Source organism: Sporosarcina ureilytica (assembly GCF_001753205.1).
In the GTDB taxonomy this organism is placed as follows: domain Bacteria; phylum Bacillota; class Bacilli; order Bacillales_A; family Planococcaceae; genus Sporosarcina; species Sporosarcina ureilytica.
The window spans coordinates 3,314,706-3,327,333 of record NZ_CP017560.1 but is presented as its reverse complement, the minus strand read 5'-3'; the positions used below and the strand labels follow the sequence as shown (position 1 = coordinate 3,327,333).

Below are 12,628 nucleotides of genomic sequence, written 5' to 3'. Positions count from 1 at the left end.
CTTGACTATATTTCATAACTACTGTACTATTAATGTTGATTATATAATTATTAATTACGGGGACTTAGCTCAGATGGGAGAGCGCTTGCATGGCATTAATCCACTGAGACCTCAAAAACGGGGCCATAGTATAATGGGATTACATTTGCATGGCATGCAAAATATCGGAGTTCGATTCTCCGTGGCTCCATACTTAATAAAACGTCTAAACTTTGATTGGTCAAGGTTTAGACGTTTTTTCTTTTGATAAATCATAAAGTTGATTTTGGATAAACGGAAAAATGTATGCCACCTTCTAGCCATTCATATGATGCTAGGGGAGGGATACTTGGTGTACGACCGAGAAGCGGCGGTTCATTATGCGAATACTTGGTGGGATAGTTATAATCCAGCATATCCAAAATTCGATGATGACTGTACAAATTATATTTCGCAATGTTTACGGGCTGGGGGAGCGCCGATGTGGGGATCTCCGAATCGGCTGCAAGGTTGGTGGATAGGCGGGGGAACATGGAGTTTAAGTTGGTCAACGCCCCACTCGCTTCGGTGGTATTTAGGGACCTCAAAAAGGGGATTAACCGCGAAGACTGTTCAGTCAGCGGAACAATTAGATTTGGGGGATATCATCGTGTACGACTTTCAGAATGATGGCCGTTATGACCATTCAACAATCGTGACGGCAAAAGACGGGGATATGCCACTTGTGAATGCGCATACGTATAACGTTCGTCAGCGTACTTGGGACTATAAAGATTCCTATGCAAGCACACCCAATGCCCGCTATATTTTCTTTAAAATTAACGATAACTTTTCATGAAAAAATGCAGTCCGCTATAGAAGTGGACTGCATTTTAAAATCTTATTCCTTTTCAAGCCACATGACAGCAAGTGTTCCTTCTCCTGCATGAACTGCAAGAACAGAACTAAGCTCTCCAATTTCAACTTCTAAATCAGGAGCTTGCTCGGAAAGGGCATTTTCTAACTCTTTCGCTTGGTCCAGAACATTTCCGTGCATAATATAAACTTTATGGAGACCACGTGAATGTGCTTCCTTCACTTTATTCATTAAGTATTGGAAAGCTCTTCTCTCCGAACGAACCTTATCAATAACGCCGAGTTCACCTTGTTCTGAGATTTGAATAATTGGTTTTACTTTCAATAAACTGCCAAGGAAGAATTGGACGCCGCTCATCCGGCCACCTTTATACAATTGATCGAGATTACCAATTAAAATGTAGTTTTTAATAGTCCCAGCCATTTTAGTCAGTGTATCTTGAATCTCTTCTACAGTTGCCCCATTTTCGTACATATCCATTCCGTGTTCTACTAATGCAGTAGTCCCGTATGAAAGAGAAAGAGAGTCGACAAAAGTAACAGGAAACTGTGCGATTTCTGCGCCGCCTTTTGACGAAGCCAATGTTCCGCTTAACTTATCAGAAAGGTGAATCGCAATCGCTTGTTCATAATCATTTGCGATTTCTTTAAACTTTTCCGCAAACTCTCCTGCTGAAGGCTGTGATGTTTTTGGGAAATGTTCGGCATTCTTTATTTTTTCGTATAACTGAGTTGAAGTTAAATCTACACCATCAATAAATTGTTCCTCTCCGAAATGAATGTTTAACGGGACAGAGAAAAAGTCAGGGTGGTTTTGCAGTTTATTTGAAGCGTAGGCTGTACTATCTACAATCCATGCTAACGGTTTTTTCGTCACAGGTAGTTTCATCCTTTACTTTTACATTTTCTAATACTATACCACGAAAAGTAATATACGTATATTTATAGAGGAGACTAAAGTTTCATATACATGCGGGAGGTAAGATGTTTTAGTGGAATAACAATGAAAACGGGCCCTCTATAAAGGGCCCGTTTAGAGATTATTTCTTTAATTCTTCTTTTGAAAAGCTTTCTATTTCATAATAATAATCACCGATTACACGTAAACCTTGGTCAAAGTTTTCTAAATGGAAGTGTTCGTTTGGTGCATGGAAGTTTTCTGTTGAAAGTCCGAAGCCCATTAACACGACAGGTAACTCCAAAATCTCATCGAAAGCCGCAACGATTGGAATTGAACCGCCACCACGTGTATAAGCTGTTGGTACGTGATACACTTTTTCGTATGAACGACCCGCCGCTTGAATCGCTGGGTGGTCAAATGGTGTAATGAATGGTTTGCCTTTATCGAATTCAGTTACTGTCACAGTCACGCCCGCTGGCTTATGTTTTTCAATATGGGCTTGTAGTTTTTCAACGATTTCATCAGGATCTTGGTCAGGAACGAGACGACATGTAATTTTAGCACCCGCTTCGGATGGTAGAACTGTTTTAATGCCTTCACCGGAAAAACCGCCGAATAAGCCGTTAATTTCTAACGTTGGACGTGCCCAAGTTTGCTCTAAATAGGAAAATCCTTTTTCTCCGAACAATGCTGGTACATCGATTTCTTCTTTTAATGCTTCTTCATTAAAGCCAAGTGCTTTGTATGCTGCTCTTTCTTCTTCTGTTAATTCACGGACGTTGTCATAAAAGCCTTCAACCGCAATTGTGCCTTCTTTATCTCTAAATGAAGCAAGCAATTCAACGATTGCATGAAGTGGATTTTGAACGCCGCCGCCGTAAAGGCCAGAATGTAAATCGCCTTTTGCACCTTTTACGTCAATTTGCACGCCGGTAAGGCCACGTAAACCATAGCAAACTGCTGGTTGTCCAGGCCCTTGCATGCCTGTATCTGAAATGACAATAAGATCCGCTGCAAGTTTGTCTTTGTTTTCGCGAATATATTTTTCTAAGTTTGGGCTCCCGACTTCTTCTTCACCTTCGATTAAAAACTTTACGTTAACTGGAAGTTTACCGGATTGTTTCATCAAAGCTTCTACAGCTTTAATATGCATAAACACTTGTCCTTTGTCGTCGCTTGCGCCGCGTGCAAACAATTTATTGTCCCGGACTTCAGGTTCGAATGGAGGACTTTCCCATAGTTCAAGTGGATCAACCGGTTGGACATCGTAATGTCCGTAAACAAGGATTGTTGGTTTTCCTTCAGCATGTAACCAATCGCCATACACGACAGGATGTCCATCTGTTTCATCGATAGAAACATTTTCAAGACCTACAGCGTCAAATGATTGAACTAACCACTCAGCAGCTTTTTGCATATCCGCTTTATGTTCTGAAAGGGCACTAATGCTTGGGATACGTAAAAATTCATTTAATTCTTCAAGGTGCGTATCACGTTGTTCTTTAAAATATTGATCAAGTTGTTCTAAATGTGCCATTAAATTCCCTCACTTTTATAAGTTTCGACTCAAGAAATAGTATAGCAAAGAATAATTATTTTAGGCGTCGATTTAGTAATATATAACTAAAATATGGTATGCTATAAGGACTTATTGACAGATTATATGAACGATAAAGAAAACAGGAGGGTTGCCGTTTGTTTATTGCACTCGGATTTTTTTTAGTGATGTCGTTTTTCTTATCGGGAAGCGAAACGGCACTTACCGCAGTAAACAGGATGAAGGTCCAACTTCGAGCTGATCAAGGAGACATCCAATCTGCTAAATTGCTTGATCTAATTTCGAAGCCGGACCGAATGATAACCGCTATACTAATCGGTAATAATATCGCAAACATTATGCTGCCAACACTTGTGACGATGATTGCGATTGAAAATGGATGGAAAGTTGGTTTGGCGACTGGGATTTTGACGGTCATCCTTATTGTCTTTGGAGAAGTATTACCGAAAACGATAGCCGCTACGTTTGCCGATTCAATTGCATATGTAGTAGCACCTGTAATTAGGATTTTTGTGAAAGTATTAACTCCTTTTACTACGGTGCTGGCATTGTTTACAAATATATTTATCCGTATTATTTCTAAAGGGGCTGTTACAGAAGCAACTTTGACAAAAGAAGATTTAAAATCGATGGTAGACATCGCGAGCGTAGAGGGAACTTTTGAGCATGATGAAACGTTACGTATAAAAGGCATGTTAGACTTTCCAGACAAAGATGTATCGGATGTGTTAGATACACATCGGACAGACGTAATTGGTCTCCCAATTACAGCAACCTATGGTGAAGTGCGAGATACAATCTTAGAATATTTTTATACAAGGTATCCAGTTTATGAAGAAAGTATGGATGAAATTGTGGGGATATTTTATTCGAAGAAATTTATCGAATGGACATTAGAACCCGACAAGTCATTAGAAGAATACATAGACCGTGATATGCTATACGTTTTGCAATCATCTAGTGTAGAGCGGGTATTCAAAATGATGCTCATGCAGAAAAAACATATGGCCGTTGTGTTGGATGAATATGGTGGAACGCTTGGTATCGTCACGCAAGAAGATATTATAGAAGAAATGATTGGACAAGATATCGAGGACGAATCAGATATCGAGGATGAAGAGTTAATTTATGAAAAACAAGATCATTCAATTACGTGTCACGGACGACTTGAAATTGAGGATGCAGTTGAACTTCTCGGTGTAGAAATTCCAACAGAACATGATACTGTCGGAGGATTTGTCTTAGAACAATTGGGACATATACCCGAACCTGGAGAACGTTTTTCCTATGACAGTTTGCAATTTACAATTGAGGAAATGGACCGGACACGTATTTTGCGGATGACAATTAAAGTTCAACAAGAATAATTTTCGAATCTTACACATTTGTAAGGTGAGTGAAAGAGAATGCGATGGTATGTAATGTCTCGATTGCTGATAATAGGGTTAACAGCAAAAAGACGGAGGCATGAACAGATGACTATCAATTTAGATGACTTGTATGAAGAATACGGTCGCTACATCTATCACCTATGCTTAAAATTAACTCGAAATAAGGAAGAAGCGGAAGACGTCATGCAAGACGTTTGGGTAAAAGTAATCCGCTATACGGATAAATTAGATGAAATCGACCATATAAAAGGGTGGCTAACAACCATTTGCATGAACACTTTCCGCGATCGTTACCGTAAAACGGTACGGAGAAATGAACACGTTATGCAACAACCACCTACACTTGACGTTCCAATTCTTGATTTGGTTCCAAGTAATTCATTAACACCTAGTGAAATTGCGGAAAGAAACGACATTCAATATCTTGTAAGCGAAAAAATCGGACAGTTAGACGGGATTTATAAAAATACGATTGAGTATTTTTACGTTTATCAATATTCATTGAATGAAATCGCAGAAGTGATGAAAGTTTCAATTGGAACAGTAAAATCAAGGCTGTTTCGTGCAAGAAATTACTTGAAAGAAATGTTGATGGATGACCATGCAACACAAGAGTATGTGACAGCTTAGAAAAAGAGTTCAGATAAAAATCTGGACTCTTTTTCGTTATTATAAAAAAACCTCCTAATTGCTAAGTAGCATTTAGAAGGGAATCCTATTATTCTATGAATACTTTTTTGTATGTTAGTCAATTTCATAATCCAATCTTTTCGCTGCGCCGATACAATATATAGTTGAGTTAAACCGTTCTCCACTATATATTGTATCAGCTTAGCGGTTTTAGGTAATTATGAAATTGACTCATGTTAGTCAAACTGAAAAAGCTTTTCATTGAGCTCGGACAGTTTTTCTTCCATTAAACCTAAACGTTCTTCTGCTTTAGTAACTTGACGGTTTTGCCCAACAGACTCGAGCTTTTCGATGTCTCCTTGCAAATTGACGTACTCCATTTTAAGTTCTGCGATTTCTCGTTCGATTTGTTTTTTATCCATGCGAAAAACCCCTATCTCTTTTTCCTCACTATATCATATCAGAGGTTTCTTTTCCTGAACCATCGTGCGTTTCCCGTTTCGGATATTCAAGATAATATAAAATGGCTTCGCGAACCATTTCTTTGCCTTCCCCGAGATTAAGGGCTACTTGTCGCTCAATCGCTTTTTTTCGTAAAGAGTCATGCAGCAAAGGTTCCATCACAGCGTTGAGTAGGGTGGATTGCTTTACTTTTCTACCTGGGCCGAGATGTACAAATCCATGTTGTTCTTTTGGGAAATCGAGCGCCGTCTCGAATTCGTTTTGCGCGAGTACAATACAAGGAATCCCCATTACGCCAATTTCATAAGGCGTGTAGCCTGATGCACAAAGGACAATATCCGCGGTTGAAAGGAATTCGGCTACATTTTCTGGTTTCTGTTTAATAAATGTATTTCTTCTGCCGAGTGCCATCATACGCAATTCAGTTTTATCGTGCTTGTAATTCTCCCCAATCAAAACAGTTACTTTCAGTGGGATTTGAAGTTGTGATAAGTGGCGAAGTGCACGATACGATAAGTTGCTAGGGTCTTCATCCCCAAATGTAACAATCAGGTGGGGAATGGGCTCTGTCTCTTGTTTGCTCAATCCAATATGCTTAAACGATGCAATTTGCTCGTCAGCAATAAAACTCTCGGCCCCAACAACATAGTGATCAAGCGGTTTTTCATTCGTTTCTGTGTAAAGTGTTTGGATAACGAGGTCAGCCAATTTTCCCCCTTCGCCAAAATCATCAAAATGGATAACAGCTGGTACGATTTCTGCAATTTTTTCAACTTCCTCTTTTGAAGTCGAACCGCTATCGCGTAAAAGAAGATCAGGTTTAATTTTTTGTAAGACCTGAATGAGCTCAGCATTATTTTTTATTGAAATAAATTGAGAACCTTCTAAAAAGGCATCAAACTTTTGATGTGAAATAAAAATGATTTCAATTGTTTCGGGTAAAGATTGTGAAATGGTTTTCGCTCTACGTAAAGGGTATGTCCCTTTTCCGTCCGTGTCACAAACATAAATGGCTAGTTTCTTTTTTAAGTTTACGTTTATTGGAATCATCCTTCCTCGTCTTGTCGGTTTATTAGCTAATGAAAATAAGCGGAGTACTGTCAGTTTTTGGTTTATAACGAACCTCCGCTCATGCCTATCTCTTCATCGTATGGCAAGGAAAATAAAAATATGTATTTTTTGGGTTGATTGAAAAAAATAGTATGTTAAACTATCTGTATTTAATTTATTCAAAAGAATCATTCTGTTGAAAGAGTCAGTGAATTAGTTCGCGATAGGATAGAGGGTTGATAGGATGTTATCTGTTTCTTAGCCATTACAGGAAATTTGTTGATGAATAAATGTATCATGCCAAGACACTTTGAGTTTTAGGATTGGAGGATAATCCCCGTTGTTTAATTCATTACTGTTCGATTTAATGCTCGTCGTGCTTATCGGGATTTTTTCACAATGGATGGCTTGGAGATTTCGTATGCCAGCAATTGTAGTTATGTCTGTTGCAGGGTTACTCGTAGGTCCATTTTTAGGAATAATTAATCCAGAGGAAAGTATGGGGGATTTGTTTAGTCCCTTTATTACAATTGCAGTAGCGCTAATATTATTTGAAGGTAGTTTATTACTCGATTTTAAGGAAATTCGGGGTTTTAACAAGCCGGTATTACGCATTGTCACAATCGGAGCATTTATCGCATGGATAGCGGGCTCACTTGCAGCTCACTATGTTGCAGGATTATCGCTTTCTGTCGCTTTTGTGATTGGCGGTTTATTTATCGTAACAGGACCGACAGTCATTTTACCGCTTTTGCGTCAGGCAAGATTAAAGCCGCGCCCCGCCGCTATTCTAAAGTGGGAAGGGATTGTTGTTGATCCATTTGGCGCACTATTAGCTGTTTTTGCATTTGAATTTATTCGGTTTTTAAAAAGTGAAGTTACGCTAAATTCGTTTTTACTATTCTTTGCAGCATCTATTTTTGCGGTGATATTAGGGTGTGGAGTGGCATGGTTTTTCGGTCGCGCATTTGATAGGGGAGGAGTCCCAGAGTATTTAAAATCCCCGGTATTGTTTGCGGTCGTTATCTTTACATTTGTTTTGGCAGATGAAATTATGCAACAAACCGGTCTACTCGCTGTAACGGCAATGGGCATGACGATGGCGAATATGAATTTAAATTCAATTAAAGAAATTCGTCATTTTAAAGAAAATATTTCTGTTTTATTAATTTCGAGTATTTTCGTCATGTTGACGGCTTCATTAAGCTCAAAAGTTTTGCTTGCAATCTTTAACTGGAAAATTATGTTGTATGTATTAGCTATGTTGATAGTTGTTCGTCCGCTGTCGATTTGGTTATCGACGATTGGAACGGATTTATCGGTGAAAGAGAAATTTCTCATCGGTTGGATTGCGCCTCGGGGAATTGTTGCGCTAACTGTATCTGGCTACTTTGCTTCGGTACTAGGCGATCAAGGATATCGAGATGCCGATATTTTAACGGCGATAACCTTTGCGCTTGTCTTTTCGACTGTTGTTCTTCATGGATTTACAATCGGCCCACTTTCGAAAAAACTTAATTTAACAACGACGGAAGAGTCGGGCGTACTCATTGTTGGAGGAAGCCGATTTGCAGGGGAGTTAGCTAAATCTGTAAAAGAGACGGGGAATCATGTACTTATGATCGACCGAACATGGGCGAGTTTAGCGCATGCACGAAAGTATGGATTAGATAGTCATATCGGGAATATATTAACGGAACAGCAAGATTATGATTTAGATCTGACCCCGTACCGATTTATGTTGGCGATGACCCGTAATGACTCGTATAATGCACATGTTTGCGAAGACTTCGTACCGAGTCTTGGACGCGAACATCTTTATCAAACGGCGATTCATCCGAGAGAAGAGAACGCTAAGGCTATTAGTGGAGTCGGCGGGCATATACTTTTCACGCCAGCAATTACGCTTCGTGCGCTTGAGGAACGAGTAAACTCAGGTCATGTCATCCGAAAAACGATCATTACAAAACAGTATAGCTACACGCAATATTTAAGGGAACGGGATGATAAATCTATCTTGCTATACATTTTACGTCCCGACAAATCGATAGAGTTCTTCACACCTGATGTTGAATTACAAGCAGGAGCTGGGGATACAGTTGTTACATTAACTTCACCTGCGAAAACAATCGAGCGCGTAAAGGAACGGTTAGAGGAAGAGAATAGAGACACTCAAATAGAAATGAAAGAATTAGAAGACGCGTTTCATAAAATATTGTAAAAAGAAGCAGTACAAACGAGTAAATTGTTTGTACTGCTTTTTAAGATGTAGGATGATTAATTTCGCTTCAAGGTTAGCATCCAACGTTAATTAACTTTGTTCAACATCCGTAAACCGTTTAAGATGACAAGAATCGTACTTCCTTCATGACCGATAACACCAAGCGGTAAGTCAATGACTTGCATGAAGTTCGACACAATTAGCAGCGCGATAACAGCGACAGAGAAGAAAATGTTTTGTTTCACGATGCGCTGCATTTTTCGGGATAACTTTATGGAATAGGCGATTTTTGTTAAATCACTTTTCATTAATACGACATCAGCAGTTTCAAGGGCGACGTCAGTTCCTTGCCCCATTGCAATGCCAGTTGTGGCAGTTGCGAGGGCAGGCGCATCATTAATCCCGTCACCAACCATGCCGACTGAACCTTCTTCTTGAATTAACTGCTTCACATGTTCGACTTTCATTTCCGGCAAGCATTCCGCAACATAACGGTCCATGCCTGCTTCCATTGCAATCGTTTCAGCAGTACGCTCATTATCTCCCGTTAACATAATGGTACGAATGCCGACTTTATGCAATTGGTAAAGTGCAGAGACGGCTTCTTCGCGCAATGTATCTTTTGAGGCGACCGCTGCGACAATGCCTTGAGCATCTTTCATAAAAATCACTGTTTTTCCTTCCGCGGCAAGGGATTGACTAATTCCGTTTTTGAAACTTTGGCTATCCGCTCTACCGACAAATTTTGGACTTCCGACTAGAATTTCACCATTGTCCGTAAATGCTTTAATGCCATGTCCTGGAATGTCTTCAATTATCGGCTGATCATTTGTTATCGCATTTTGTTCTTGTGCATACCGAACGATTGAAAGGGCCAGTGGGTGATTCGATTGACTTTCAATCGATGCTAGTAATTGTAATGCTTCATTTTCCATCACATCATCTCGAACGATAAAATCGGTAACAACCGGTTTTCCAGTTGTCAATGTACCTGTTTTATCAAAAGCAATGGCTTTTAATGAAGCTAAATGTTCGAGGTGAACCCCACCCTTTACTAACACGCCATTTTTCGCTCCATTGGAAACGGCTGCCAACGTTGCAGGCATGATGGAGGCAACAAGCGCACAAGGGGAAGCAACAACAAGTAATACAATGGCTCGGTAAAAAGTTGTTGTCCAGTCCCAACCGAGTGCAAAGTGCGGTAAAAACATCATAATCCCAACAACGATTAGTACAATTCGAACGTAAGTCCCTTCAAATTTCTCGATAAATTGCTGGGAAGGGGACTTTTCACTTTGCGCGGATTGGACGAGCGTAATAATTTTTTGGAATAAAGTTTCGGAACTCGGCTTCGTCATTTCCATTTGAACCGCGCCGCTTAAATTCACTGTCCCTGCAAATAACTCATCGCCAATTTCTTTCGTAACAGGCACTGATTCGCCGTTAATTGCGGACATATCAATAGAAGTGGTACCTCTTAAAATTAGGCCATCCGCGGGGATTCGTTCACCTGGCTTGACAAGAAGTTTGGCGCCAACTCTTAACGTGTCAATTTTCACACTCGTTGTGGTTCCGTCTGGTTGCAAAAGCCATGCTTCTTCAGGTTGTAAAGCCATCAGTGAGGAAATTTCTTTATGACTTTTATTTAACGTATACGTTTCGAGTGCACCGCTTATTGCGAAAATAAAAATGAGAATCGCACCTTCAGCCCAGTAACCAATGATGGCAGAACCGATCGCCGCAAATATCATTAACATCTCGACGTTTAATCGTTTATCTTGAATTGTATCCTCAATGCCTTCTTTCGCTTTTGCATATCCGCCAATTAAGAAAGCGATTATATAAAAGCTTATAGATATACTTTCATGTCCAGATTTGCCAATCGTCCATGCAGATACAATTAGAATTCCCGATAACGCAGCGGCGATTAACTCGAGATGTTCAGTCCATTTGAATAAAAACCTTCTTTTTTCTGCTAATAAGGTTGTCACCGTTATCCCTCCTAATTACTTTTAATGACGTCACTCTATTTATCCATGTTAAATTCTAAATGATAATGTTTATTGATTAGATTATAATTAATATCACTTTATAATTATTATAAATTATATCACTTGGATAATGAAATGGCTACAGTTTGGTGTGAAAATAGAAATGAGGAATGACCCAGTATATTATGCGGAAAGGGGCTGTCCTCGTGAAGGGGTGCAAGGGGGCTAATAGCGGTTTAGTTCCTTCTATATAAAAAACAAGTATAATAGGGGTACAGTTAAAGATAGGAAGGAACTACTATGCATGACTAGAATACTATATTTAATTATTATCATTTCATTTCTTGATACATTTATTCAACTTCCCATTATTACACCTTATGCGTTGAGTTTAGGAGCATCACATGTGTTGGCGGCGGGCATTGTGGCCATCTATTCGTTAACAAATATGATTGGAAACATTATTGGCGGGCATTGGATTGACCGATTTGGTCGTAAAAGAATGTTATTAACCGGAATGAGTCTCGTCACACTCATTTTGTTTTTATATCCACTTGCCCAGTCAGGAGAGCAACTTTTTATTGTTAGGCTTTTACATGGTCTGGCAGGCGGGGTTTTAATTCCGGCCGCATTTGCTTATGTTGGAGATCAAACGAATAAGAAAAATCGCGGAAGAGCAATGGCGTTAACAGGTGCATGTATCGGAGTTGCTGCGATTGTAGGTCCTGCGATAGGTGGCATTATGGCTTCAAAATCACAAGTGGAATATGTCTTTTATCTTGTTGCATTTTTATTTATTCCAATCATTCTTTTAGGTTTACTCTTTATTAAAGAATCTTTTAAAGCGAGTGATAGAAGCGGTGTATCTGTTGCACATTTTTTACCTTTATTGAAAAATAAGTTGTTGCTGCAAGCATCATTAGCTGCTTTTGCATTGATGGTCAGTAATGGTACGTTGTCGTTTGCACTTCCTTTAAAGGTAGCCGATATGGGTGCGACATCCTCAACGACTGGACTTTTACTCAGTACATTTGGGATCGTGGCATTGATTGTATTCCTAACACCGATGAATAAAATGTATGATCTTTTTTCACCAGTTAAATTGGTCGTCATTGGTTTGTCTATTATTGCAAGTGTCCATATTCTACTGAACTTTACAGTGTCTACGACAGTCGGTTATGCATTAATGACGATTTACGGTGTAGGTTTTGCGTTAGTTTTCCCATCTATGAACCGAATTGTTTCAGAAGCATCCTCTAAGGTAGACCGCGGAAAAGCGTACGGTATATTTTATGCGTTTTTCTCGTTAGGCGCGGTAGTCGGTTCGTTCATGTCTGGACTTGCCGTAGAAATTACCGGTCTTCCTTTTTCATCGAGCGCAACAATTATGTTATTGATCGGTCTTTATTTATTGTATACATCTCGTAAAAGTAACTCATAGGAGGATTATCCCATAAAACATGTCCGGATATTCTTCAGTTTCTAAATAAAGTTCAATGGACCAAGCCCTTTCCTGTTAAGGTGAAAGGGCTATTATCATTTTAATATATCTAAGGATACTTAGTTGAACGATTCGTACCCTACAAAATC

The 12,628-nt window shown here is 39.4% G+C and carries 10 protein-coding genes and 1 tRNA gene; 6 read left to right on the top strand and 5 right to left on the bottom strand.

Annotation, left to right across the window (positions count from 1 at the left end; all coding sequences use genetic code 11):
* Nucleotides 1-119 precede the first annotated feature (119 nt).
* Both BI350_RS16055 and BI350_RS16050 read left to right on the top strand, forming a co-directional pair.
* Nucleotides 120-190: transfer RNA gene (locus tag BI350_RS16055), tRNA-Ala, on the top strand.
* A 141-nt stretch (nt 191-331) separates the two neighbouring features.
* Nucleotides 332-817, top strand: a complete 486-nt coding sequence (locus BI350_RS16050) for an amidase domain-containing protein (RefSeq protein ID WP_075529080.1) — start codon at nt 332-334, stop codon at nt 815-817.
* Nucleotides 818-859: 42 nt separating this feature from the next.
* On the opposite strand, the gene BI350_RS16045 is transcribed toward BI350_RS16050, so the two are convergent.
* Complete coding sequence (locus tag BI350_RS16045) at nt 860-1,711, bottom strand: DegV family protein (protein WP_075529079.1); 852 nt, start codon at nt 1,709-1,711, stop codon at nt 860-862.
* Nucleotides 1,712-1,874: 163 nt separating this feature from the next.
* Nucleotides 1,875-3,272 carry a dipeptidase gene (locus BI350_RS16040; RefSeq protein WP_075529078.1) on the bottom strand — a complete coding sequence of 466 codons (1,398 nt, stop codon included), beginning with the start codon at nt 3,270-3,272 and terminating at the stop codon, nt 1,875-1,877.
* Nucleotides 3,273-3,430: 158 nt separating this feature from the next.
* Between BI350_RS16040 and BI350_RS16035 the strand changes: the two genes are divergently transcribed.
* Nucleotides 3,431-4,660, top strand: a complete 1,230-nt coding sequence (locus BI350_RS16035; RefSeq protein WP_075529077.1) for a hemolysin family protein — start codon at nt 3,431-3,433, stop codon at nt 4,658-4,660.
* A gap of 108 nt (nt 4,661-4,768) precedes the next feature.
* Entirely contained in the window at nt 4,769-5,314 is a 546-nt protein-coding gene (locus tag BI350_RS16030) for an RNA polymerase sigma factor (protein ID WP_075529076.1), read from the top strand.
* A gap of 236 nt (nt 5,315-5,550) precedes the next feature.
* Here BI350_RS16030 and BI350_RS16025 read toward each other — a convergent pair whose 3' ends face one another.
* Both BI350_RS16025 and BI350_RS16020 read right to left on the bottom strand, forming a co-directional pair.
* Entirely contained in the window at nt 5,551-5,736 is a 186-nt protein-coding gene (locus BI350_RS16025) for an SE1832 family protein (RefSeq protein ID WP_075529075.1), read from the bottom strand.
* A 28-nt stretch (nt 5,737-5,764) separates the two neighbouring features.
* Nucleotides 5,765-6,826, bottom strand: coding sequence for a PseG/SpsG family protein (locus tag BI350_RS16020; protein WP_075529074.1), 1,062 nt, complete (start codon nt 6,824-6,826; stop codon nt 5,765-5,767).
* Nucleotides 6,827-7,166: 340 nt separating this feature from the next.
* On the opposite strand from BI350_RS16020, the gene BI350_RS16015 reads away from it, so the two are divergent.
* A complete protein-coding gene (locus BI350_RS16015; protein WP_075529073.1) occupies nt 7,167-9,047 on the top strand; it encodes a cation:proton antiporter in 1,881 nt (626 codons plus the stop codon).
* A gap of 86 nt (nt 9,048-9,133) precedes the next feature.
* Here the strand turns inward: BI350_RS16015 and BI350_RS16010 are convergent, their stop codons facing one another.
* Nucleotides 9,134-11,038, bottom strand: a complete 1,905-nt coding sequence (locus tag BI350_RS16010) for a heavy metal translocating P-type ATPase (RefSeq protein ID WP_075529072.1) — start codon at nt 11,036-11,038, stop codon at nt 9,134-9,136.
* Nucleotides 11,039-11,342: 304 nt separating this feature from the next.
* On the opposite strand from BI350_RS16010, the gene BI350_RS16005 reads away from it, so the two are divergent.
* Nucleotides 11,343-12,479 carry an MFS transporter gene (locus BI350_RS16005; RefSeq protein WP_075529071.1) on the top strand — a complete coding sequence of 379 codons (1,137 nt, stop codon included), beginning with the start codon at nt 11,343-11,345 and terminating at the stop codon, nt 12,477-12,479.
* Nucleotides 12,480-12,628 lie beyond the last annotated feature (149 nt).

What these genes read in the sequence shown, in the direction of transcription:
- BI350_RS16040 (WP_075529078.1), bottom strand. Translation starts at nt 3,272, where the DNA reads ATGGCACATTTAGAACAACTTGATCAATATTTTAAAGAACAACGTGAT.
- BI350_RS16030 (WP_075529076.1), top strand. Translation starts at nt 4,769, where the DNA reads ATGACTATCAATTTAGATGACTTGTATGAAGAATACGGTCGCTACATC.
- BI350_RS16025 (WP_075529075.1), bottom strand. Translation starts at nt 5,736, where the DNA reads ATGGATAAAAAACAAATCGAACGAGAAATCGCAGAACTTAAAATGGAG.
- BI350_RS16020 (WP_075529074.1), bottom strand. Translation starts at nt 6,826, where the DNA reads ATGATTCCAATAAACGTAAACTTAAAAAAGAAACTAGCCATTTATGTT.
- BI350_RS16005 (WP_075529071.1), top strand. Translation starts at nt 11,343, where the DNA reads ATGACTAGAATACTATATTTAATTATTATCATTTCATTTCTTGATACA.